Here is a 22,351-nt window from a genome sequence, read left to right on the forward strand (position 1 = left end):
ACGCCATCGCGAGCGTCGATCATAGCGCCGTCATCGGTTCTCGGCGAGCGTCGAGGCGGCGCGCAGGAAGCGCGTCGGATCGACCGGCTCGCCGTCCACCCGCACCTCGTAATGGAGATGCGGCCCGGTGGAGCGGCCCGTCGAGCCGAGGCGGCCGACCGTCTCGCCCGGCGCCACCTCCTGGCCGACGGTCACGGAAATGGCGGAGAGATGCGCGTAGCGCGTCGCGAGGCCGGAGCCGTGATCGATCTCCACCATCTGCCCATAGCCGCCGCTCGTCCCCGCCGAGACGACGACGCCGCCCGCCGTGGCGCGCACGGGCGAGCCATAATCGTCGCGCAGATCGACGCCCGTATGCAGCGCCGGCCGGCCGAAGAAGGGATCGGTGCGATAGCCGAAGCCGGAGGTCGTCTCCGGCGCGCCGGCCAGCGGCTTGCGCAAAGGCACGCTCGGCAGCGCGCTGCGCAGGCCCTCGAGCGTGGTGGCGGCGCTCTGCGCGGCGGTGAGCTCGCGCTCGAAGAGCAGATCGCCGGTCATGTGATCGGCCGGCACGAAGGGCCCGCCGGCGAAAGCCTCGGCATGGGCGCGGCCTTTGGAAAGATAGCGCTCCACCGGCAGGCCGGCGACGTCGAAAGCGCGCCGCAGCCGCCCGGCGGCCGCGCGAATCGGCTCGACGAGCCGGCCGAGGCGCTGGGTCTGCTCCCGCTCGGCGTGATCGAGCGAGGCTTCCAATTGACCGAGACGCGATTGCAGCGGCAGGCGCGCATCGGCGGACCGCCGCGGCGATTCGTTCTGTGTGAGGCCGGCGCCGCCGACGGGCTCGGCGGGCCGCGAGGGGCCGTCGTCGTCGCGTCGCAGCCGCAGCTCGAGGCCTTCTGGCTGCGGCTTGTCGAAGCCGGCGAAAGGCTCCGGCCGCTCCTCGGGCGCCGGCGCATAGGCGTTCGCGCCTGTCGGCAATCCCGCGGTCGCGACGGGCGCGCGGCGTGTGGAAATGGCGAGAGCGCCGGCGTCCTTGGCGGCGACGCCTTCGACGAGCCGCGCGACCAGCGCCGCGCGCGTCTCCAGCCTGGCCTGGCGGGCGGCGAGCGTCTGCACCTTGCTCTCGACGTCGCCCTGAGCGAGGAATTGTCGGCTGGTCGCCTGATCGAGCCGCAGCCGCAGCGAGGCCAGACGATCCTCATAGGCGTAGCGCATCTGCGTCTGGCGATCGACGAGCTCGGCGAGCATATCGTCGCGAAAGGCCAGATAGGCGGCGGCGCAAGGGGCGAGGAGCCCCGCCGCGACGGCGACGACGCCCGCCACGACGAGCGTCGGCGCGGAGACCTCCAATCGTCGTCGGCCGGAGCCGAGCGAGAATTCGACGACGAAGGGAAGCCGCGTTTTTCGCGGTCTGGGATCGTGGGTTTTCCGCATGCGCATATTCCAGAGAGCCGCCCGGCGCGCGAGGCCGCGTTTCGCGCGTGAGGCAAGGCCGGCGGCTCTGTTAGACATTATTAAGGTTAACGATCGGCAAATCCGCCACACGGGCCTGAGCGACGCTGGACGAAGGATCGTGGTTTCGAGCCTTGATCGCCGAGGCGAACGCGTGCTATTGGGCGCTTCGCCGCGAGCGAGGCAAGTCCTCGCTTTCGCCTCCGGAGAGGTGGCTGAGTGGTTGAAAGCACCGCACTCGAAATGCGGCATACGGGCAACCGTATCGGGGGTTCAAATCCCTCCCTCTCCGCCATTCGAGCACATATCGTGCTGTTTTCACACTGAGCTTTCGACGATCTCGCATGGTGGCGAACGCTGGCGCTCAGCTTGCGTTTCCGATTTTCCGATAAAAATTGTCATGTTAATAAAAGGGCGGTCATCGAGGCCGCGCCGGCGCGCGCTCGTCCTCGCCTCGCGTCCCTTCCGGCGCAGCGCTCGAACGTGAAGGTCGCGCGACGGGGCGGCTCGGCCGCTCCGGTCGGAAGAGGAAGCTCATGTATCGCCCGTTCTATCGTTCGATCGCCGCCGCGCTCTTTTTCTGTTTCTCTTGCGGCGTCGCCACGGCGCGCGCGCCGCTCGTGCTGCTCACCGATTTCGGGACGGCGGATGGCGCCGTCGCCGCCATGAAGGGCGTCGCCTATTCCATCTCGCAGGATCTGCTGATCGCCGATCTCTCGCACGAAGATCCGGGGAGCATATTCGCCGGCGCCTATCGGCTCTATCAGGCCGAGCCCTTTTGGCCGAAGGGATCGGTCTTCGTCGCCGTCGTCGATCCGGGGGTCGGAACGGGGCGGCTGGCCGTCGCGCTCGAGACGCTGAGCGGCCGCTTTTTTCTCGCGCCCAACAATGGGCTGCTCACCTTGGTCGCCGAGCGCGAAGGCGTGAAAGAGCTGCGCGAGATCGACGAGAGCGTGAATCGCCGGCCGGGCTCCGAGGATTCGCACACGTTTCACGGCCGTGACATTTTCGCCTATGCCGGCGCGCGGCTGGCGGCGGGCGTCGAATCCTTCGAGCAGATCGGACGCCGGCTGCCGTCGGAAACGCTGGTCACGATTCCCTATCGTGCGGCCGAGCGGAAAGGCGATGCGGTGACCGGCGTCATTCCCGTGCTCGACTCGCATTTCGGGAATGTCTGGACGAATATTCCGAAATCTCTCTTCGATGAATTGAAGGTCGCGCTCGGCGACGACATTCGCGTGCGCATTCGTCACGGCGATCGGCTCGTCGTCGATCTCGTCGCGCCCTATCGGCGCACGTTCGGCGATGTTCCGCCGGGACGGCCGCTGGTCTATGTCGACAGCCTCCTCGATATGGCCGTCGCGCTCAATCTCGCCGATTTCGCCAAGAGCTACGGCGTCGAGCCCGGTCTGGACTGGACGGTCGATCTCGCGCGCGAGCATCCGTGATCGGCCGATGCGCGCGCGGCTTCGTCGATGGGTGATTTTCTGCGCTGTCGCCGCGGCCGGCGTTCCGGCGGCGGCGACAGCGCCGCTCTGCGGGAAAGGCGCCGACGCGCAGCCCCGTCCGGCGCCCGAGACGCTGGCGCCGGCGCTTCGCCGCCTCTTCGATCTCGAGGAGGATTTTCCGCGTGAGCGCGCTTTCTATCGCTGCGACCTCGGCCGAATTCTCCTTTGCGTGGACGGCGCCAACCGCTCCTGCGCCAGGGCGGACAAGGCCTGGAGCTCGCCCGCGGCGACGCGTTGGTGCGAGCAGAGCCCGCCTGCGCCGCTGGTTCCGGCCGCCGTCGTCGGACACGACACCGTGTTCCGCTGGCGCTGCCTCGGGCGCGTCGCGCGACCCGGCGAGGCGATCGCGCCGCTCGACGGCCAGGGGTATTTCAAGGCCAATTGGAAGAGGCTGCGCTGATGGCGAACCTTTCAGGTCGGTCGCGGAGCCGCGCGGAGAGCGCAGGACGTCAGCCGCGATGGCGGCCGAGCGCCCGCTCCATGGCGTAGACGCGTAGCGCCGAGGAGAGATTGGCGCGGCCGCGCTCTGCGTCGATGCGCGCGACGAGGCCGGCGAGGGAGCAGCCTTGCTCCTCGGCGGCCGCCTTCAGCGCCTCCCAGAACACGCGCTCCAGCGAGACGCTGGTGCTGTGGCCGGCGATGACCAGCGAATGTTTGGCGACCGTCGAAGCCTTGTCGGCCTCGGACGGATCGGATGTCGGGGCCGTCGTCGAAGGCGCGCGCGCGCGTCTGTGCTTCATCCGTTCCGCGCTCCCGCGATCGGAAAATGCTCCGTCTTGTCCCAATAGAAGGGTCGGACGCACAGGTCGCGCAAGGCGCGCCAGGAGGCGAGGGCCAGCATCAGGCTCCACAGCGGCCAGCGCAGCAGCGCGGGCCACAGCCACACGATATCGGCGTCCTGCATCGCGACGAGGCGCGGCCAGGCGCCGGCCGCCACGCCGCTGGAGGCGACGAAGCAAAAAAGCCCGCTGGCGAATCCGTCGCCGAGCGTCGCCGGCGCCAGCAGCGCGCCGAAGGCCGAGTCGTAGAGCAGAAAGCAAAGGAAGATCGGCGCGTGGAGCGGCGCGAGAAAGCCGCCCGCGAAGATCGCCAGAACCGCCGATCCGCGCGCGGCGCCGAGATCGGCGAAATAGGCGGAAGGGTCGCGGCAATGGACCAGCGCGGTCTGCATCCAGCCCTTCATCCAGCGGCTGCGCTGCGCCACCAGAGCGGAGAAGCGCGTCGGCGCCTGCTCCTGCGTGCGCGAGGCGAAGATGCGGATCGCATAGCCCCGGCGCGCCAGCCGCAGGCCGAGATCGGCGTCCTCGGTCACATTATAGGCGTCCCAGGCGCCGACCGCGCGCAGCGCCGACAGCCGAAAATGATTGGAGGAGCCGCCGAGGAAAAAGGGCAGGCCGACGGCCGAGGCGCCCTTGTTGAACACATCGAACAAGACGGCGTAGTCGATGCAGAACATGGCCGTCGCCCAGCTGCGCCGATGATTGTGGATGAAGAGGCTCGCCTGCAGGCAGGCCAGCGTTTCGTCGGCGGCGGCGAACAGCGCCGCGGCGTCGCGCAGCTGGTTGCGCTCGGGCAGGTCCTCGGCGTCGAAAACGGCGACCAGCGAGCCGCGCAGAAAGGGCGTCGCCACATTGAGCGCGCGCGGCTTGGTGCGCGGCTCGCCGGGCGGCGCCACGATGATCTCCCACCCCGGCCGCAGACGCGCGGCGCGCAAGGCGGCGGCGGTCTCGGCGTCGTCGCATTCGACGACGAATTTGACGTCGAGCTTGGCGTGCGGATAATCGATCGCGTCGAGCGCCCCGGTCAATTGCGGGATGACGCCGGCCTCGTCATACAGCGCCACGACGATGGAGTAGAGCGGCAGATCGCGCTCCTCCAGCGCGGGCGCGGCCTCCCCCGCCCGCCCGCGCATCGAGCAGACATAGAGGCGCAGGCCGATATTGGCGAGAAACAGCAGGGCGAGCAGCGTGGAGACGCTTATCGAGAGCGTCGACGCGGGCGCCAGCCAGGCCGCGAGCAGGGCGAGATTGCCGAGGACGAAGGCGGTCGGAGCGCCGCCGCGCAGCGCCCGCCGCGCCGCGAGATCCGGCGCCACGCGCTCCACCGAATAGGCGGCGGACTCGGCCAGTCTCCGCGCGGAGGAGCGGCGCAGCGCCGCCTCGAACATGGACGGGGCGGCGATGGCGAACAGCGGCCGACCGGCGGAAGAACGCGTCACGCCGACCAGTCGCGCGATCTCCTCGCCGCGCGGCGCGAAAAGCCAGCGCAGGCCGCGCGGCTCCTCGGCGAGGCGGGCGTAGCCGCGGGCGACGTCCCGCTCGAGGCTCGCCGAGGGCTCGAGCGCAGGCGGCGCGTCGAGATAGGGAACGCGCAGCTCCGTCGCCAGAATGCGATAGAAGCGCTCCTCGGAGATCATCCCCTCGGCGATCAGCACGGCGTCGGCCCGGGCGCCCTGACGCCGGGCGAGCGTCGCGCCATATTGCAGCATGACCCGCGGCGCGCCATGGGCGGCGAGAAAGGCGATCTCGGGGGGAAGCGGCCGCCCGGCGCCGGGCGCAGGCGTCTCCGGCGAGGGGCGGGCGCGCTGGCGGGCGAGCGCAGCCTCGGGCGAGGTCTCGCGGCGGCGCGCGAAAGCGGCGCTGTCGTCGCGATGCGGAACCGGCGGATACGGCGAAACCCTATCGACCGGATTCACGCTCATACGCTAATCTCCGCGACGCGCGGGCTCCCACCGCGTCATGCGGCTGCGAGGCCTCGAATGATCTGCGAGAAAAGAACTGTGGCTGAAGCTTGGCGCAGAAGCGATATTTTGACAAGCTTCTGCTTTGCATCGCTCGTCGCCGCGCAGCTGATGGCGGTCGCGCCGGCCCACGCCGCGGACCCCGCCGTCGCTGTCGCGGTCGCGCCCTCCTTCTGGGACCCGGCCCGCAAGCTGGAGAAGCCCGACCTCGGCGCGATCAAGCAGATCCGCTTTCTGACCGAGGATGATTATCCGCCCTTCGATTTCGCGCTGCCGGACGGCGCGATCGCCGGCTTCAACGTCGATCTGGCGCGGGCCATTTGCGAGGAGCTGGAGCTTCCCTGCACCATTCAGCGCCGCCGTTGGGACACGCTCGTCGCCGCGCTGGACGAGAACGCCGGCGACGCCGCCATCGCCTCTCTCGCCATCACCGCCGAGGCGCGCAAGAAAGCGGATTTCACCGCGCCTTATTACACGACGCCCGGCCGTTTCGTCGTCCGCAAGGATTCGGAGCTGCCCGGCGCCGCGCCGGCCGCGCTCGCCGACCGCACCATAGCGGTGGCGGCCGACAGCGCTCATGAGGCCTATCTGCGGAAATTCTTCCCCGCCTCGACTCTCGCCACCTATCCCACGGCGCAGCTGGCGCGCAGCGCGCTGAAGGACGGCCGCGCCCATGCGATGTTCGGCGACGCCATCTCGCTCGCCTTCTGGCTGAATGGCGCCGACGCCGCCGATTGCTGCATGTTCAAGGAGGGGCCCTATTCGGACCCGAATTTTTTCGGCGACGGCGTCGGCATAGCGGTGAAGAAGAACAATATCGCCCTGCGCCGCGCGCTGGATTACGCGCTGGCGCGCGTCTCGCAGAAGGGCGTCTACTCGGAACTCTATCTCAAATATTTTCCGGTGGGGCCTTATTGAGATAGTAACGTGCGCAGCGGCTTTGCGTGTGTCCTGATTGGCGGGCAGGTCATGATTTGGCAAGAAGAGGAGGGTACGCTTTCGAGTTGCCACTTTGTTGGAGGCCGAGGTGAATACTCCTTCGATTGAAATCAAGACCTGCCTTCGCGAGCCTATCCCAGAAATTTTTGATGCGGCGAGGCTTCTCGACGCCGCTGTGTCCCTTCATCATCAAGGCAGGCGAGCATTGGCGGACGAATTGATCCGAATCGCCGACAATCCCGCGATCACTGAATGGTCGGAGAGTCTCTGGGGCGCCGGGGGGCCGTGGACCCGACCGCTGCCGGTCGAGAATCCGCGCGAATTTGTCGCGAGAGAACGGAGGGTCGAGGTAAGGATGCCGACGAGCGCAGAAAAGCGCGCGCTGCTGGAGCGAGACGGATACCATTGCAGATTTTGCGGAATTCCGCTCGTCCGCTCAGAAACGCGTTCGCTAATTCGCGAGTGCTATCCAGAAGCGCTGCGCTGGGGTTCCCGTAATGCGGATCAACACGCAGCTCTACAAGCGATGTGGCTTCAATACGATCACCTCCTCCCTCATGCCAGGGGCGGCACGAATGATCGTGATAATATGGTGGTGGCGTGCGCGCCTTGTAACTGCGGACGCTCCAACCTCACGCTCGAGGAAGTCGGCGTAGCCGATCCACGCGCTCGGGATCCGTTGCCCTTCGCTTGGGATGGGCTGGAAAGGTTTCGCAAATAGAATCGTATCGCGACTGTGGCGATCGGATTCGAGCGCCGATCGATCGGCGCCCGAACCCGTGCCGTGGCAGGCTCTAATTCGAGGGTCTGGCCTCATGCTTCGGCGCGGAACTCGCGCGCGAGGGCTTTCTCGATCTCGGGCAGGGGATGGCGGGTCAAATCCTTGTCCAGCTCGCCCTTCACCTTGCTCTTGGCTTTTGTCGACAGCTCCTGGCGCAGATCGCCGAGCACGCGCGGCGGGGCGATGATGACGATCTCGCTCAATTCGCCGACCTCTGCGGCGGTGTTGATCCTCTGCGCGATCGTTTTCGCGAAATGCTCCTTCTCGAGCTCGTGCCAATCGGCGTTCTCGACGGCGCTGCGCGGCGCTCCGCCCGTGCCATAGGCGCGCCCCGGCGCATCGGTCCCCTGCTCGCGGGTCGGCGGATTCACGTCCACCCGCGCCTCGACGACGCGCAAGTCGAGCAGATCGGGATCGCCGTGGTTTTGTAGAAACAAGGCTCTGCGGCCGTCGCCGACGAGAACCCAGGCTCCGTTGTGAACGGCAATATTGGTCATGTTTTTCGTCTTTCGTTGAAGACCCACAAGTCTCCATTTGGGAACGCCTTGGGGCCACGACAACCGCGGTCGATTGCCGCGCTTCAGCCGGGAGCCGGAAATGCTATGATCACCTTCGAGGCCGCCTCGATGCAGCCAGTCAGCCCCGTCTCGGACGATGCGTTTCAAAAAGATTTTTTTATCGAAGTCGGTGCGGACAACTCTCGTCGTCGTCGTCGTCCTTCTCGCTGTGACTTCCGTCCTATGGCGCAGCTACATCAGGCGATCGACGACGATCACGCTCGGCGACTATGATCTGACCTACGCGATCGACTGGGGCGGCATTCTCGGCATGACCGAGGCTTTCCGATTTTCGCGCGGCCCATTGTCGATTTTCGGCGCCTCCAGCGGCGATCTGGAGATTTGGAAAAAGCCTTACAACGCCGGCGTCACACTCTACGTCGTTCCTGATGGATCGCGATATTTTCTCGGCTCTAACTTCGTTGATTTCGTATTCGAACCGAAGACCGGGCGTCTGACGAAGAAATGCGATCTCGGGCCACTGCCCTTGACGGCCCTCGGAAATAGGCTTCGCCGCACCCGGGACAGTTCGGAGCGCGACGCGATAGACCCGATCTCACATGTCCTCGAGGCGACGCCGGAGACTATCGGCGCTCCGCCGACAGAACCGCCTGCGTCCAAATATTACTCGGGCTTGAATTATATCGGGTCGTTCAAGTTGATCTACCGCGACCCCAAGTCTTCGCAGGGCGACGACGTTGGCTTCGTCCCACCGAGTAAAGCGCCCGAACCGCGGTTTGGATTGGACTACAAATGCGGGTGATGACTGCAAGAGATGATCCTACGCCACGGCAGGCGAGCAGTCCGAGCCCCGCCGAGACGCGGCGCAGGAAAGCGCCGACGATTTCGCCCTCGGCCCGTCCTTCGAGACGCCCGCTGCGCGGGCTCAGGACGAGGGGACTGGGGCGAGGACGACCGTTTGGAGCCGTCTCGCCCCCAACTCGCCGTCTCAGCCTTCCAGCAGGCGCCTCGCGATGACCTGCGCCTGAATCTCCGCCGCGCCCTCGAAGATGTTGAGGATGCGCGCGTCGCAGAGGACGCGGGAGACCGGATATTCCAGCGCAAAACCATTGCCGCCGTGAATCTGCAGCGCATTGTCCGCCGCGGCCCAGGCGACGCGCGCGCCGAGCAGCTTGGCCATGCCGGCCTCGAGATCGCAGCGCTTGCCCTCGTCCTTCTCGCGCGCGGCGAAATAGGTGATCTGGCGGGCGACGTGAATCTCGATCGCCATGGTGACGATCTTGTCGAAGACGCGCGGGAAAGCGAACAGCGGCTTGCCGAATTGCACGCGCTCCTTGGCGTAGCGCAGGCCGAGATCGAGCGCCGCCTGCGCCACGCCGAGAGCGCGCGCGGCGGTCTGAATGCGGGCGGATTCGAAGGTCTCCATCAGCTGCTTGAAGCCCTTGCCCTCCTCGCCGCCGAGAAGGTTTTCGGCCGGCACCTCGAAATTGTCGAAGCCGATCTCGAACTCCTTCATGCCGCGATAGCCGAGCACCTCGATCTCGCCGCCGGTCATGCCCGGCGCGGGGAAGGGATTCTCGTCGGTGCCGCGCGGCTTCTCGGCCAGCAGCATGGAGAGGCCTTTGTAGCCCTTCTCATTGGGATTGGTGCGGACCAGCAGCGTCATCACATCGGCGCGCACCGGATGGGTGATCCAGGTCTTGTTGCCGACGACCTTGTAGACGTCGCCCTCGCGCGTCGCGCGGGTGCGCAGATTGGCGAGGTCGGAGCCATTGTTCGGCTCGGTGAAGACGGCGGTGGGCAGGATTTCGCCGGACGCGATCTTGGGCAGATATTTCTGCTTCTGCTCCTCGGTGCCGCCGACCAGGATCAATTCGCCGGCGATCTCCGAGCGCGTGCCCAGCGAGCCGACGCCGATGTAGGCGCGCGACAGCTCCTCGGAGACGACGCACATGGCGATCTTGCCCATGCCGGAGCCGCCATATTCCTCGGGAATGGTGAGGCCGAACACGCCCATCTCGGAAAGGCCGGCGATGACCTCGAGCGGGATGTAGTCGTTCTTCAAATGCCATTCATGGGCATGGGGCGTCACAGTGTCGGAGGCGAATTTGCGCATCTCGCTGCGGATGGCCTCCAGCGTCTCGTCGAGGCCGGTGGCGCCGATCGTCTCGGCCGCGCCATTATGGTCGATCAGCTCGGCGAGGCGGGCGCGGTTGGGCGCTGTATTGCCGGTCGCGACGAGGCTGTCGACTTGCGGAATGCGGCGGGCGGCGATGTCGGCGGGCGTCAGGCCGAAATCCGAGAGGCGGACGAACTCGCCCTGGCTCATCGGAATGCCGCCGAAGACCTGCGCCAGATATTCGGCGAAGGCGATGCGGGTGAGGAGATTCTCCACCTCGCCATAGGCGCCCTCGGACGAGAGGCGATCGGCATAGGCGAGCAGCTCGCGCAGGCCCTGCACATAGGTCGCGAACCAGGAGAGGCCGTGGGCGGCGTGCTGCTCCACCTCGATCAGCTCATTGGAGAGCTTGCCGTCCTTGGTGACGCGGGCGCGGACGGCGGCGAGCGCTTGCCCATAGAGCGCCTCCACGGAGGCGAAAGCCGCCTGCGCCTCGGGCAGCCAGGTCGTGGAGGTGGTCTCGGTCGCAGCGCTCATTCTCTCTCGCTCTTTCTGGGACGGGCCCGGCCGGGCCGCAGGGGACGGATTTTTTCTAAATGCCGCCAATCGCGGGAGGACGCAACCGTTCCGGGCGTCGGCGGGGCCAACGGGGCGGGATTCGCGCTCCCCCGGGGCGTGCGCGTCCCTGGAGACCACAGAAAAAGCGAATTTCGCCCCGATAGGATCGGGCGCCGAGCGCGACCATTGCGGAGCCCCTCATGTTTCATGATCCTGATTTCACCCCCTTCACGCCGCGCGAAAAGCCCTCCTTTCTCGCCGTGTCGCGCAATTACCTCGAGAATTACGCGCCCGAGGCCTATCGGACCGATTTCTTCTCCGCCGAAGGCCTGTGGCCCTTCTTCCCGCGCATGCATTATGTCGTGAGCCCCGAGCTGATCGAGGAGCTGCTGGTCACGCGCGCCGACGCTTTTCGCCGCGACGACATAGCGAGCAAGGCGCTGCGCGGGCCGGTCGAGGGCGAGACGCTGTTCTTCTCGGAAGGCGCGGAATGGAAATGGCAGCGGCGCGCCATCTCGCCGGCCTTTCGCTATGAGAATATTCTGGCGCTGGTTCCCTTCTTCGTCCGCTGCGCGCAGGCGCAGGCCGCGGAATGGCGCCGTCTCGACGACGGCGCCACGGTGGAGATCACCGAGGCCATGTCGCGCACGACCTTCGCCGTCATCGAGAAGGCGGTGTTCGGCGCCTCGGAGAATTTCGACGGCGAGCGCTTCATCGAGGCGCTGCGGCCGGTTCTCGGCAGCTTCGCCTGGCGAATGCTGGCGGTGATGTTCCGTCTGCCGCCGGATTGGACGCCCTATCCGGGCCTGCTCGCCGCCCGCGCCGGCTCGCGCTTCGTGCATGAGGCGACCGCGAAGCTGCTCGCCGAGCGCCGCGCCCGGAAAGAGGAGACGCGCGACATTCTCGGCCTGCTGCTGTCGGCCAAGGACCCGGAGAGCGGGCGCGTGATGACCGACGCGGAGCTCGTCGCCAATCTGCACGGCTTTCTGCTCGCCGGCCATGAGACCTCCGCCGTCGCGCTGGCCTGGACCTTCTGGCTGCTGGCCAAGGATCAGGCGAGCCAGCAGCGCGCCCGCGAGGAGGCGAAGCGCGTCGCCGGCGACGGCGAGATCACGCCGGCGACGGTCGAAAACCTCGTTTTCACGCGGCAGGTCGTGCAGGAATCGATGCGGCTGTTCCCGCCCTTCGCAGCGCTCGGCCGCCAGCCGCGCGAGGACACGACGCTCGGCCCCTATCGCGTCGCCGCGAAGGAGCCGGTCTATGTGCTGACCTGGTGCCTGCATCGGCACGAGAAGCTCTGGGACGATCCCACTGGCTTCGATCCCGATCGCTTCGCGCCGGAACAGGCGAAGGCGCGCCATCGCTACGCCTATCTGCCCTTCGGCGCCGGGCCGCGCATCTGCGTCGGCATGGGCTTCGCGCTCACCGAGATGGCGACCATCGTCGCGACGCTGCTGCGCGAGTTCCGCTTCGAGACCGTTCCCGGCCATCGGCTGGAGCTGGCGCCGACCTTCGCGATGCGGCCGAAAGGCGCGCTGCCGCTGCGGCTCACGCGCCTCTCTCGAGAGACCCCGGTCACCCGGACGGAGCGTCAGATCCCGGCATAGGCGGCCTCGATCGCCGCAATGTCGATCTTCGCCATGCCCATCATGGCGCGCATCGCGCGCGCGGCGCCGGCTCTGTCGGCGCTGCTCAGCAGCTGCGGCAGACGGCGCGGCGTGATCTGCCAGGAGAGGCCGTAGCGATCCTTCAGCCAGCCGCAGCGGCTATATTCGCCGCCGGCGCCGAGCGCCTCCCAATAGAAATCGACCTCGGCCTGATCCGCGCAATCGACGGAGAGCGAGATCGCCTCGGTGAATTTGAAGGCCGGTCCGGCGTTGAGCGCCATGAAGGGCAGGCCGGAGAGCTCGAAGGCGACCACCATCGCCGAGCCCGGCTCGCCGGGGCCGGCCTCGCCATAGCGCGACACGCTGGCGACGCGCGAATCGGGGAACAGAGAGACATAGAAATTGGCCGCCTCTTCGCCCTCGCGGTCGAACCAGAGGCAGGGCTTGATCTTCGCGGTCGTAATCATTGCGCCGCCTCCTCGCGCGCCGTCTCGACGAGGCGCTTCAGATCGGCGAGGCCCTGCTCGAAAGCGCCGCCGACCATTTTTTCCGTGTCGATGAAAATGGTCATCAGCTTGCCGATGAAGGGTTGCGGGCCGGACATGTCCCATGTGACCAGCGAGCCGCCGTCGCGGGGCGCGATCGTGAACTCGACTCGGTTGCGGCATTTCATGGGGCGGTCCATGCGCAAGGCGACCACTACTTTCGCCGGCGCCACGGATTCGACGATCTCCGCGCGGCCGGCGCCGACCTGCGCGTCGCCGTCGAAATCATTGGCCGCGCCGACGCCGCGCTCCGGCCCGCTGTAGGAGAGCGTGACGTTGCGGTTCTTCACGAAAGGGTTCCATTCGTTCATCGCGCGGGGATCGTCGACGAGCGGAAATATCCGCTCCGGCGGCGCCGCGACGAAGATGGAGCGCGTGAAGCGGCAAGTATCGGGCTTGCGCGCCGCATAGAGAACAACCGCGGCGATGATGAGGGCGACGCCGACGCCGATGATTTCCAACATATCGAACCTCGTGAAGGGGCGGAGCGGCGCCTGCCTCCATGCAGGCGCCGCGCGCCGTCATTGCCGCACGACCACCATCCAGGGAACGCCGAAGCGATCGGTGAGCATGCCGAAAGCGGGTGAGAAGAATGTTTTGGTCAAACGCATCTTCGTCTCGCCGCCGTCGGCGAGCGCGGCGAAGACGCTTTCGGCTTCGTCGAGCGTTTTTGCGCCGAAGGAGAGCGAGAAGCCTTTGAAGCCGGTCTCCTCGCCGTCGCCGTCCGAGCCGAAGACGACCGTGTCGCCGATCTTCAGCGCCATATGCATCACCTTGGCGTTCCAGCCCGGCGGCATCATGTCGACAGGCGGCGACAAGGGGCTGTCCTTATAGCGCATCAGCATCTGAATCTGCGCTCCGAGCGCCTTCTCGTAAAAGGCGGCGGCTTCTTCGGCGCGGCCGTCGAAGACCAGATAGGGTTGAATGGTCATGATATCGTCTCCCCTGCGAGCGCCGCGGACGGGCGCCCGTTTCGTGAGGGGAGATCATGTCCGCGCGACGCGCTTCGTCAACCGTCTCCAACTCTTTTCACTTCGGAACGACGATCATCCACAGCACGCCGAAGCGATCGACCGCCATGCCGAAGCTCACTGCGAAGAAGGTCTCGCCCAAGGGCATGCGCGCTTCGCCGCCATCGACGAGGGCGGCGAACATGCGCTCGGCCTCGGCCGCGCTCTCGGCCTCTATGGAGACGCCGAAGCCGTTGAAGCCGGGCGCGAGCGTTCCGCAGCCATCCGACAGGAACACTTCCGAATCGCCGATCTTCAGGCAGGCATGCATGATCTTATGCTCCCAGCCGGAAGCGAGCGCGCCCGGCGGCGGCGGCTCGGGGCTTTCGTCGTAGCGCAGGAGGAATAGAACCTCGGCGCCGAGCGCTTGCTGGTAGAAGGCAATGGCTTCGTCGGCGCGACCCGAGAAGAAGAGATAAGGCTTGATCGTCATTGGATGCTCCCTCGGCTAGAAAAAATCGGCGCGGCGCGGTCGGCTCTGCGCGCGTTCCTCACTGACGCGTTGCTCCTCACCGAATGGTCGCGGCCAGCGCGCGCGCGAGCGCGGCGAGAAGGTCGAATGCGCCGGTCCAGCCATGCTGGTGAGAGGCGGCGGACTCCGCCGTGGCGAGGCCGCTCTGCACGAAGATCATCTCGGTCTTGCCGTCTTGCTCCGTCAGCTCCACCTCGAGCGTCGTCAGCGCTTTCGGCTCGAGGCGATTGCGCTCCCACTCATGCGTCAGCACGAGTCGCGCGGGCGCGTCGATCTCGAGATATTCGCCGCGATGGATGAACTCCTCGCCATCCGGCGCGCGCATTCCGGCGCGCCATTTGCCGCCGACGCGCAGATCATTGTCGACGAAGAGCACGGTGAATGTCGCGGGGCACAGCCATCGCATCATATGCTGCGGCTCGGTCCAGCATTTGAAGACCAGCGCGCGCGGCGCCTCGAACGTGCGCAGCAGAATGAGCCGATGCGGCGCGTCGGTCTCGCCCGTCTGTCGCGCCAGGCCTTCGAGAATTCCGGTCCAGCCGGAGCGGAAAGCGAAGGACTTCAGCGCTGCTTCCGGCGTCAGATGATGCGTCAGCGTCAGCAGGCTGCCGGCGCCGTCGGGACGAATGTCGATCTCGATCCGCGTGAACGGGCCTTCGCGCTGCATTCCCAGGGTGAAGACGAGACGTCCCGGGCGCGCGATCTCGATATAGTCGCCGAAATGCGTCGCGAGACTTTCGCCGCGTTGCTCGTGGATCGCGAAGCCGCCGCCGACGCGCGCGTCGATCTCTATATGCGTGGATTGTCCGCCGGGGGTGCGGAACAGCCAGCTCGCGACCGCTTTCGGGTCGAGCCATGCGTCGAAGAGGAGCGCCGGCGGCGCCGCGAATCGGCGCGTGATGACGAGCGGCGGCAGTGGCGCGTCAATTGTTCGAAGCATCGGGATCGCCTTTTTGCAATTGCGCGAGATAGGCGTCGAGCCGGTCGAAGCTCTCCTCCCAGAAACGCCGATAGGTCTCGAGCCAGTCGGAAATTTCCCGCAGCCGCGCCGCGTCCAGCTTGCAGGGACGCGTTTGCGCGGCGCGGCCGCGGGTGATGAGGCCTGCCTGCTCGAGCACTTTGAGATGTTTCGAGACCGCCGGCTGGCTGATGGAGAATGGCGCGGCGAGCTCGCCGACCGAGGCCTCGCCCTGCGCGAGCCGGGCGAGAATCGCCCGCCGCGTGGGGTCCGCCAGGGCCGAGAAGGTCGTGCTGAGGGGATCGAGCATTAATTACCTATCAGGTATGTAACTAAATAGTTATATAACTTGTATGGAATGTCGGTGTCAACCGTCCTGCGCTGTCCGGCGACTCCCGTTTTATCCGGGGCCTGAAAAACCGCGACGGCGAGAAGGCGGCGACGGCGCGCGAAGGGCCGGACAAAACGGGAGTCGGCGGCCTTGCCTCATATTTTGCGCTCGCCTATAAGCCCGAGCGGCGCGCTGTGTTTCCGACACCCCTGGAGGCGAAAGGCGCGCTTTCTCTAAACAAGTAAGGACACCGAAATGGCCGAGATCAAGAAGCTCGCGGCCACGGTGCGCAGCGGGACAGGCAAGGGGGCCGCCCGCAGCGTTCGCCGTGAGGGCCGTATACCAGGAGTCATCTATGGCGGCGGCGAAGCGCCGACGCCTCTGTCGCTCGACAAGAAAGAGCTGACCAAGCTCATCTACGCCGGGCATTTCCTCACGACGATCTTCGAGCTCGACATCGACGGAAAGCCCGAGCGCGTCATTCCGCGCGACTATCAGCTGGACGTCGTCAAGGACTTCCCGCTGCATGTCGACTTCCTGCGGCTGAAGGCGGGCTCGCGCCTGCGCGTCGACGTTCCGGTGCATTTCATCAATCAGGAAGCGGCGCCGGGCCTCAAGCGCGGCGGCGCGCTCAACATCGTCTACCATTCGGTGGAGATGTGGGTGCCGGCCGACAATATTCCGGATTCGATCACCGGCGATCTGACCGGGCTCGATTTCAACGACGCGCTGCATATCTCGGCCTTCACTCTGCCGCCGAACTGCAAGCCGACCAATCCGGACAAGAACTTCACCGTCGTCTCGATCGCTCCGCCGGTCGTCTCGGCCGAGGAGACCGCCGCCGCTGCGGCCGCCGCCGCGGCTCCGGCCAAGGGCAAGGGCGCTGCCGGCAAGGCGCCGGCCAAGGCTGCTCCGGCCAAGGCTCCCGAGAAAAAGAAGTAACGCGCAAGGGCGGTCGGCTGTCGGGCGAGCCGCAGCCGACCGCACGCTTCCGACCGTCTATCTATTTGTGACCCCTTCTTGCGACCGCCCACCTCGACCGGGAGCCGATAGGTCATGCTGCTCTTCGTCGGCCTCGGCAATCCTGGCCGCGAATATGCCGGGAACCGGCACAATATCGGCTTCATGGCGGTGGAGAAGATCGCCGGCGCCCATGGCTTTTCCGCGCCGCGGGCGCGGTTTCACGGCCTCGTCCGCGAGGGGACGATCGCCGGCGAGCGCGTGCTGGCGCTGCTTCCGCAGACTTACATGAACGAATCGGGCCGCTCGGTCGGCGAGGCGTTGCGCTTTCACAAAATCGCGCTCGGCGATGTCGTCGTCTTTCATGACGAGCTCGATCTCGCGCCCGGCAAATGCCGCGTGAAGATCGGCGGCGGCGCGGCCGGCCACAATGGCCTGCGCTCGATCGGCGCGCATATCGGGCAGGATTTCAAGCGCATGCGGCTCGGCATCGGCCATCCGGGCGACAAATCGCGCGTTCATTCCTATGTGCTGGGCGATTTCGCCAAGAGCGAGGACGCCTGGGTGCGCACGCTCTGCGGCGCGCTCGCCGACAATGCCGGGTTGATCGCCAAGGGCGATGACGCGGGCCTGCAGAACAAGATTCATCTCGCCATGGACGCCGCCGGCTTCGCCGCGCTCAAGCGCGTGGGCGAGGCGTGATCGCGGTCTCCCGCGCCGCCGTCGCGCTCGCATGTCTCTGGGCGAGCATAGCGGCCCCGGCCGAGGAGAAGCCGACCCAGGCCTATGGCGACGATCACCCCGCCTGTGAGGAATGGACCGACGGCTGCCTCGTCTGCGCCCGTCAGGCGGATGGCGCGGCGGCCTGCTCCATGGTGGGCGCAGCCTGCCTGCCCGCCGCCGTCTCCTGCCTGAAGACCAAATGAGAGCCCGGGCTCGGCGGCTGAATTTCAGCTGAACGCCGCATTCAAAGCGGGTTCAGCGCGGCGCCGGCATGATGCGCTGGTCGATCGGGGAAACGACCCGGTCCAAGGAGACAGACATCATGAAGACCAACGCCATTCTCGCCATCGCCCTTTTCGCCTCCGCTCCGGCTTTTGCTCAGACCGCGACGGCCCCCGCGGCGAAGCCCCCGGCGGGACCGGCCGCCGCCGTCGCCGCGCCGGTCAAGCAGGTGGTCGCCGTCGCCCAGCCGCTCGACATCAATGTCGCGACGGTGGAGCAGCTCGCCGGCGTCAAGGGTCTCACGCACACGCTGGCCGAGGCGATCGTCAAGGGCCGGCCCTATAAAGCCACGGACGAGCTGGTGAAGAGCCGCATTCTGACCGAGGCGCTGTTCACCCAGGTCAAGGACGGGCTGACCGTCAAGCACAATTGATGCGAGCATAGCGCCCGTCCCTCCCCAAGCGCCCGTCCTCCCCAGGCCGGCTCGGTGAGACGCCCGTCGATCCTCGGCGGGCGTTTTCGCTGTTTCGCGCAGAAAGTCGGGGAGATCGGCGAAGCTTTGCGCTCAACCCCTTTCCGCATCGGCCCTTAATGCGTATATTGTGAACTGCCGTCCCTCGGGGCGGCTATGGCGATAAACGAACTCCGTAATAAACCTATCGGACCCGGGGGCGGTACCCGGCGCCTCCACCAGAGGCCGTCACGCGAGACCTGCACAGTCGGCAGGGCGGCCTGTGGCGGGGGCGAAATAGGATTGACGAGGGCGTAAAGGGTGCTTTTTCGCTCGGCATGATACCGCCGTTATCGGGTCAAACCTTATAGTTGCCAACGACAACTATGCTCCGGTGGCCGTCGCCGCGTAATGCGGTGCTGGTACTGGGATTCAAGCCCTAGGGGTTAGCACCTTTAGGCGGGGCTCGGAGGCGCCTGGCAACAGAAGCCTCCACTTTCGTCCCGATCGGGGGGCAGAGCGAACAGGGGTTATCGGCGCGGTCATCATGTCCACCGACCTCATCAGATACGATCTTCTCGTCCAGGACGCGCTGCGCGGCGTCATGCGCAAGGTTCTCGCCGATGCGGCGGCGGCCGGCCGCCTGCCGGGCGACCATCATTTCACCATCAGCTTCCGCACGCGGGCGCCGGGGGTCAGAATTTCCAAGCGGCTCGCCGAGCAGTGGCCGCAGGAGATGACGATCATCCTGCAGCATCAATATTCCAATCTCGTCGTCGACGAGCGCGGCTTCTCCGTGGGCCTGTCCTTCCGGAGCATTCCCGAGCAGCTTCATGTGCCCTTCGAGGCGGTGACCGTCTTCTCGGACCCGTCGGTCGATTTCGGCCTCAAATGGGAGGTGGACGAGCTCGCCCCCGTTCGTGACGAGGAGCCGGCTCAGTTCCCGGCGCGGCCGCAGCAAAGCAGCGAGCCGCCGACCCCCGCGCGGCCCGGCCCGCGTTCCGCCCGCAGCGAGAAGCGGCCGGAGACGACGCCTGTCGCGACGGAGGAGAGCGCTGACGCCGCCGCGGCCAAGATCGTCTCCATCGACGCTTTCCGCAAGAAGACCTGATTCGCCATGGGCGAGATCGTCAATCTGCGACGCGCCCGCAAGGTCAAGGACAGGCGCGCCCAAGAGGCGGAGGCGGACGCCAATCGCATCGCGCATGGCCGCACGAAAGCGGAGCGTCGTCTGGGCGAGGCGACAGCGCGCCTGGAGACGGAAAAGCTCGACGCGCATAGGCTGGAGAATGCGTCGCCCGAGACCGAGCCGCGCCCGAGCGAGAGCCGCGAGCCCGAAGGCTCGTAGTTCGATGAAGGGACAGAGGCGAGCCCGAAGGCTCGCGGTCCATTGCCCCGGATCTCGAGCCTTCAGCCTCGCGCCGTCAGGCGAACAGCCATTGCTTGAGCGAGAAGCCCGAGCTCAGCGCTTTCCGGTAATATTCATAAAGCGCGAGATGCCCGGTCGCCGGCTTCGGCAGCTCGCTCTTCTTCAGCTTGCGGAAGAACGGCCCCACGATATCCTCGAAATTCTGCGTCGTGTAGCGGCCGCCATAGCGGTCCGAGACGCGCTCGGCGGCATTGGCGAATAGCAGGACCAGCGCCTTGAACAGAGCGGGATTGGCGATATTCGCCTCCAGCCCGTGATAGCGCAGGCCATTGAGGCAGGCGCGCAGATAGGCGTTGAGGACCTGATAGACGTCCTGCGCCGAGGCGTCGACGAAGGCGCCGTCGATGGACTTCAGCGCGGCGTTGAAGGTCACGCGGGAGATCTTGCCCTTGCGCCGCTCCGAGGGGCTGAGCAGGCCGGCGAGCACGCTTTTCTCATCGGTCGAGAACAGGTCGAAGACATTGTGGAGCAGCGCGTCGGCCTCGGTCTCCGATTCGGAGAGGCGGCGAATGTCGAGCAGGAGCTCCGGCGGGACCGGGCGCTGCTTGGTGTTGATGTCCATGAACAGCTGACATTCCTGCGCGCGCGTCAGCCTGTTGTAGACGACGACCGGCACTTTGACGCTCTTGGCCGCCAGATTGAAGCCATAGACGCGATGCTGCCCGTCGATGATGAGGAAGGAGCGTGGGTCCTTGAGGAAGGTCAACTCGCCGCTCTTGCGGTCGAAATGCAGCTGCGCGCGCGGCTGGGCGGAGAGAATGATCGCGCTCGGCACGCTGCCGAAGCCGCTGTCGACATAGTCGGCGATCTCTCTCGCGCGCTTCTTGTCGAGCAGCCGCTGGAATCCATCGATGGGATTTTCGAGCCGCGCCTCCACCGCGCAGGTGGCGGCGAGCAGATCGCTCGGCAAGACTAGCGAGTAGAAGCGGTGCTTGCCCTGGGTGACGAGCAGAGCAGGGGCCGCGGCGGAGCCCGCCTCGATCTTCTCTCGCGGAGCATCCGTCTCCTCGTCGCGCGCGCCGGGAAGCGCGGCTTCGAGCGCAGGCTCGACCTCGCTCGGCTCGGACTGATCGGAGGAGGGCGCGTCGATCGGATTTTCCATGTTCTGATCCTTCGGGAAACGCGCCGGAGAGGCCGGCGAATCGTCGCATTGCACCGAATCGAACACGTAACTGGCCGAATCCTAGCGAGGAGGCGGCAAAGAACAAGGCGAATCGCAGTCTGCCCGACAAAAAAACCGGCCCCTTTCGGAGCCGGTTTGATTTGTCTCGATTTGCGGGCCGCTCAATATTTGGCGAGCACGGGCTGCAGCAGGCCGCCGCCGAAGCGATAGGTGACGCCCGCCGAGACGACGAGCGGGTTGATCGGCAGCGACACTTTGACCGGAACGAAGATCGGGCCGAGCACAGCCGCCCCCGGCACGAAAGCGACGGCCGTCGCGTGAACCATCGGATGAACGCCGACATATTTGACGTCGACGTTCACGCCCCAATGCTCGTTGAACATATAGTCGAAGCCGACCTGGCCGACGACGCCCCAAGAGGGAGCGACAGTCGCCCATTGGAAGGTGGCGAGCGCTCCGGGCAGGCCGAGACCGGCCAGCGTCGAGCCCGCCGCGAAGGGGATGCCCCAGACATCGTTGTTGACGCGCGTGCCCCAGAAGGCCGTGAAATTCGCGCCGACGCCGAGATAGGGCTGGAACTGGCCGAAATTGGTGAAGTGATACTGCGCCATCAGGGACGGCGGGAACACCCAGGCGCGCGCGAAGTCGCTGGCGATGGTGCCCGTGCCCTGAATGTGATGCGGCGCGACGCAGCAGATCGCCTCGATCGCCCAGTTCTTGGTCAGGTAATAGGCCACGTCGAGCATGGGAACGATCGACGTCGAGGTGTTGGTGCTGGCGCCGGCGATCACGCCATTCGCGCCGGTGAGGCCCGCGAGGCGGCCGATGGAGCCGAGCGCCGGATGGCCGATGCCCTGATCATAGACAGTGCCGTGGCCGTCCAGCGGAATGAGGCTGCCGACCTTCAGGCGAACCTGGAAGGGCTGATAGCTGTCGACGAAGGCCGGCGGCGGCGGCTCCTTGAGCGACGACAGGCCGTCGGCGCGCGCGACGAGGCCGGGCGCGAAGGGGTCGAAGTGCCAGTTGAGGCCGACGCGGACATTGTGGAAGCGGGTCGGCGAATTCTGCGTCGCGGCGAAGACGGGCGTCGTCGCGCCGAGGATCGCCGCCGTGCCGCCGTTCAGAGAGACGGAATTGGCGTTGGTCGAGCCGAGATCGACATAGAGATATTCGGCTTTGACCGACCAGTTCGGGATGGGCGACCATTCGACGCCGCCGCCCGCCGTCCAGCCGGTGCGCGTGTCGTCGGAATAGCCATGGCCGACGGCGCCTCCGGCGAAGCCCGCTGCGGCGGCGCTGGCGAAATTATCGGCGAAGCCGACATTGTGGATCACCTGGCCATAGGCGAAGCCGCCCGTGCCATAGACCATCAGATTGGGCATGGACGGCAGAGTGAAGCCGACGCGGGCGCGGACAGTGCCGAACCAGTCGACCGCCTTGGTCGAATCGGCGGTCTGCAGATGCGCGCCCGTGGCGTCGAACACGCCGACCCCGGATTTCGCCTTGCTCTCCACGTCTGTGGCCTGAATATCGGCCTCGAGGCCGAGAACGAGCCAGGGGTTGACCTGATGATTATAGCCGACCTGTCCGCCGCCGATGACGCCATGCAGATCCTGCGAGGCGCCCCAGGCGGAGCCCAGCGGCACGGCGGGAGCCAGCGAGCCGGGCGAAATATAGCCGAGCCCGCCCGTCTCCCGGCTGGAGTCGCCGAAGCCATAGCCGATGTTGATGCCGCCATAGAGGCCGGTCCAGCTGAAAGCCGGCGGCGGCGGCGGCAGCGGCGCCCCTTTCAGCGAGGGAAGATCGGCAGCCTGAGCCGTAGCGCTCGCTGCGGTCAACACGGATGCGGCGAGCGCGCCGCGCAAAACACTTCTCATCAGGCTCCCCCGTCAATTGCTCTTAGGACCGGCGCGAAGCGCGCTCTTG

At 66.5% G+C, this 22,351-nt stretch carries 25 protein-coding genes, 1 tRNA gene and 1 other RNA gene; 14 read left to right on the forward strand and 13 right to left on the reverse strand.

Annotation, left to right across the window (positions count from 1 at the left end):
* Window positions 1-30: 30 nt before the first annotated feature.
* Window positions 31-1,413 carry a M23 family metallopeptidase gene (locus VIF40_RS05945; protein ID WP_331936603.1) on the reverse strand — a complete coding sequence of 461 codons (1,383 nt, stop codon included), beginning with the start codon at window positions 1,411-1,413 and terminating at the stop codon, window positions 31-33.
* Window positions 1,414-1,636: 223 nt separating this feature from the next.
* Between VIF40_RS05945 and VIF40_RS05950 the strand changes: the two genes are divergently transcribed.
* The 3 genes from VIF40_RS05950 to VIF40_RS05960 all read left to right on the forward strand — a co-directional run bounded on the left by VIF40_RS05950 (window position 1,637) and on the right by VIF40_RS05960 (window position 3,339).
* Window positions 1,637-1,726 (forward strand) — tRNA-Ser (locus VIF40_RS05950).
* A gap of 241 nt (window positions 1,727-1,967) precedes the next feature.
* A complete protein-coding gene (locus VIF40_RS05955; protein WP_331936604.1) occupies window positions 1,968-2,879 on the forward strand; it encodes an S-adenosyl-l-methionine hydroxide adenosyltransferase family protein in 912 nt (303 codons plus the stop codon).
* A gap of 7 nt (window positions 2,880-2,886) precedes the next feature.
* Window positions 2,887-3,339 (forward strand): hypothetical protein, encoded by a 453-nt coding sequence (locus tag VIF40_RS05960; RefSeq protein ID WP_331936605.1) that lies wholly within the window; start codon window positions 2,887-2,889, stop codon window positions 3,337-3,339.
* Between the two features lie 49 nt (window positions 3,340-3,388).
* On the opposite strand, the gene VIF40_RS05965 is transcribed toward VIF40_RS05960, so the two are convergent.
* Together VIF40_RS05965 and VIF40_RS05970 are read right to left on the reverse strand one after the other, a co-directional pair.
* Window positions 3,389-3,679 carry a ribbon-helix-helix domain-containing protein gene (locus VIF40_RS05965; RefSeq protein WP_331936606.1) on the reverse strand — a complete coding sequence of 97 codons (291 nt, stop codon included), beginning with the start codon at window positions 3,677-3,679 and terminating at the stop codon, window positions 3,389-3,391.
* A complete protein-coding gene (locus tag VIF40_RS05970) occupies window positions 3,676-5,640 on the reverse strand; it encodes a glycosyltransferase family 2 protein (protein ID WP_331936607.1) in 1,965 nt (654 codons plus the stop codon). The genes VIF40_RS05965 and VIF40_RS05970 overlap by 4 nt, the downstream gene beginning before the upstream one ends.
* A gap of 108 nt (window positions 5,641-5,748) precedes the next feature.
* Here VIF40_RS05970 and VIF40_RS05975 point away from each other — a divergent pair, with 108 nt between their 5' ends.
* Both VIF40_RS05975 and VIF40_RS05980 read left to right on the forward strand, forming a co-directional pair.
* Window positions 5,749-6,597, forward strand: coding sequence for a transporter substrate-binding domain-containing protein (locus VIF40_RS05975; RefSeq protein ID WP_331936608.1), 849 nt, complete (start codon window positions 5,749-5,751; stop codon window positions 6,595-6,597).
* Between the two features lie 94 nt (window positions 6,598-6,691).
* Window positions 6,692-7,339: an HNH endonuclease gene (locus VIF40_RS05980; protein WP_331936609.1), complete on the forward strand. Its 648-nt coding sequence runs from the start codon at window positions 6,692-6,694 to the stop codon at window positions 7,337-7,339.
* Window positions 7,340-7,431: 92 nt separating this feature from the next.
* On the opposite strand, the gene VIF40_RS05985 is transcribed toward VIF40_RS05980, so the two are convergent.
* A complete protein-coding gene (locus VIF40_RS05985; RefSeq protein WP_331936610.1) occupies window positions 7,432-7,896 on the reverse strand; it encodes a host attachment family protein in 465 nt (154 codons plus the stop codon).
* A 157-nt stretch (window positions 7,897-8,053) separates the two neighbouring features.
* Here VIF40_RS05985 and VIF40_RS05990 point away from each other — a divergent pair, with 157 nt between their 5' ends.
* Window positions 8,054-8,719, forward strand: a complete 666-nt coding sequence (locus tag VIF40_RS05990) for a hypothetical protein (RefSeq protein WP_331936611.1) — start codon at window positions 8,054-8,056, stop codon at window positions 8,717-8,719.
* A gap of 186 nt (window positions 8,720-8,905) precedes the next feature.
* On the opposite strand, the gene VIF40_RS05995 is transcribed toward VIF40_RS05990, so the two are convergent.
* Window positions 8,906-10,573 carry an acyl-CoA dehydrogenase family protein gene (locus tag VIF40_RS05995; protein ID WP_331936612.1) on the reverse strand — a complete coding sequence of 556 codons (1,668 nt, stop codon included), beginning with the start codon at window positions 10,571-10,573 and terminating at the stop codon, window positions 8,906-8,908.
* 221 nt (window positions 10,574-10,794) lie between these two features.
* Between VIF40_RS05995 and VIF40_RS06000 the strand changes: the two genes are divergently transcribed.
* A complete protein-coding gene (locus VIF40_RS06000; protein WP_331936613.1) occupies window positions 10,795-12,201 on the forward strand; it encodes a cytochrome P450 in 1,407 nt (468 codons plus the stop codon).
* Here the strand turns inward: VIF40_RS06000 and VIF40_RS06005 are convergent.
* The 6 genes from VIF40_RS06005 to VIF40_RS06030 all read right to left on the reverse strand — a co-directional run bounded on the left by VIF40_RS06005 (window position 12,186) and on the right by VIF40_RS06030 (window position 15,496).
* Window positions 12,186-12,668, reverse strand: a complete 483-nt coding sequence (locus VIF40_RS06005; RefSeq protein ID WP_331936614.1) for a VOC family protein — start codon at window positions 12,666-12,668, stop codon at window positions 12,186-12,188. The two genes, VIF40_RS06000 and VIF40_RS06005, sit on opposite strands and share 16 nt — an antisense overlap.
* On the reverse strand, window positions 12,665-13,210 hold the full coding sequence (locus VIF40_RS06010) for an SRPBCC family protein (RefSeq protein WP_331936615.1): 546 nt from the start codon (window positions 13,208-13,210) through the stop codon (window positions 12,665-12,667). Before VIF40_RS06010 ends, VIF40_RS06005 begins: the two co-directional genes overlap by 4 nt.
* A 57-nt stretch (window positions 13,211-13,267) precedes the next feature.
* Window positions 13,268-13,678: a VOC family protein gene (locus tag VIF40_RS06015; RefSeq protein ID WP_331936616.1), complete on the reverse strand. Its 411-nt coding sequence runs from the start codon at window positions 13,676-13,678 to the stop codon at window positions 13,268-13,270.
* A gap of 97 nt (window positions 13,679-13,775) precedes the next feature.
* A complete protein-coding gene (locus VIF40_RS06020; RefSeq protein WP_331936617.1) occupies window positions 13,776-14,189 on the reverse strand; it encodes a VOC family protein in 414 nt (137 codons plus the stop codon).
* 76 nt (window positions 14,190-14,265) lie between these two features.
* Complete coding sequence (locus tag VIF40_RS06025; protein ID WP_331936618.1) at window positions 14,266-15,168, reverse strand: SRPBCC domain-containing protein; 903 nt, start codon at window positions 15,166-15,168, stop codon at window positions 14,266-14,268.
* Window positions 15,152-15,496: a metalloregulator ArsR/SmtB family transcription factor gene (locus VIF40_RS06030; RefSeq protein WP_331936619.1), complete on the reverse strand. Its 345-nt coding sequence runs from the start codon at window positions 15,494-15,496 to the stop codon at window positions 15,152-15,154. The genes VIF40_RS06025 and VIF40_RS06030 overlap by 17 nt, the downstream gene beginning before the upstream one ends.
* A gap of 276 nt (window positions 15,497-15,772) precedes the next feature.
* On the opposite strand from VIF40_RS06030, the gene VIF40_RS06035 reads away from it, so the two are divergent.
* The 7 genes from VIF40_RS06035 to VIF40_RS06065 all read left to right on the forward strand — a co-directional run bounded on the left by VIF40_RS06035 (window position 15,773) and on the right by VIF40_RS06065 (window position 19,221).
* On the forward strand, window positions 15,773-16,459 hold the full coding sequence (locus VIF40_RS06035) for a 50S ribosomal protein L25/general stress protein Ctc (RefSeq protein WP_331936620.1): 687 nt from the start codon (window positions 15,773-15,775) through the stop codon (window positions 16,457-16,459).
* A 114-nt stretch (window positions 16,460-16,573) separates the two neighbouring features.
* Window positions 16,574-17,179 carry an aminoacyl-tRNA hydrolase gene (gene pth, locus VIF40_RS06040; protein ID WP_331936621.1) on the forward strand — a complete coding sequence of 202 codons (606 nt, stop codon included), beginning with the start codon at window positions 16,574-16,576 and terminating at the stop codon, window positions 17,177-17,179.
* Window positions 17,176-17,403 (forward strand): hypothetical protein, encoded by a 228-nt coding sequence (locus VIF40_RS06045; RefSeq protein ID WP_331936622.1) that lies wholly within the window; start codon window positions 17,176-17,178, stop codon window positions 17,401-17,403. The genes pth and VIF40_RS06045 overlap by 4 nt, the downstream gene beginning before the upstream one ends.
* Before the next feature lie 119 nt (window positions 17,404-17,522).
* Window positions 17,523-17,855: a ComEA family DNA-binding protein gene (locus tag VIF40_RS06050; RefSeq protein ID WP_331936623.1), complete on the forward strand. Its 333-nt coding sequence runs from the start codon at window positions 17,523-17,525 to the stop codon at window positions 17,853-17,855.
* Between the two features lie 136 nt (window positions 17,856-17,991).
* Window positions 17,992-18,370, forward strand: a transfer-messenger RNA (tmRNA) gene (gene ssrA, locus VIF40_RS06055).
* 50 nt (window positions 18,371-18,420) lie between these two features.
* Complete coding sequence (locus VIF40_RS06060; RefSeq protein ID WP_331936624.1) at window positions 18,421-18,984, forward strand: SspB family protein; 564 nt, start codon at window positions 18,421-18,423, stop codon at window positions 18,982-18,984.
* Window positions 18,985-18,990: 6 nt separating this feature from the next.
* A complete protein-coding gene (locus tag VIF40_RS06065; RefSeq protein ID WP_331936625.1) occupies window positions 18,991-19,221 on the forward strand; it encodes a DUF4169 family protein in 231 nt (76 codons plus the stop codon).
* Window positions 19,222-19,297: 76 nt separating this feature from the next.
* On the opposite strand, the gene VIF40_RS06070 is transcribed toward VIF40_RS06065, so the two are convergent.
* Both VIF40_RS06070 and VIF40_RS06075 read right to left on the reverse strand, forming a co-directional pair.
* Window positions 19,298-20,404 (reverse strand): DGQHR domain-containing protein, encoded by a 1,107-nt coding sequence (locus tag VIF40_RS06070; RefSeq protein ID WP_331936626.1) that lies wholly within the window; start codon window positions 20,402-20,404, stop codon window positions 19,298-19,300.
* 182 nt (window positions 20,405-20,586) lie between these two features.
* Window positions 20,587-22,302, reverse strand: a complete 1,716-nt coding sequence (locus VIF40_RS06075; RefSeq protein WP_331936627.1) for an OmpW family outer membrane protein — start codon at window positions 22,300-22,302, stop codon at window positions 20,587-20,589.
* Window positions 22,303-22,351 lie beyond the last annotated feature (49 nt).

Origin of the sequence: Methylosinus sp., from assembly GCF_036560965.1 — a bacterium.
Classification (GTDB): Bacteria; Pseudomonadota; Alphaproteobacteria; order Rhizobiales; family Beijerinckiaceae; genus Methylosinus.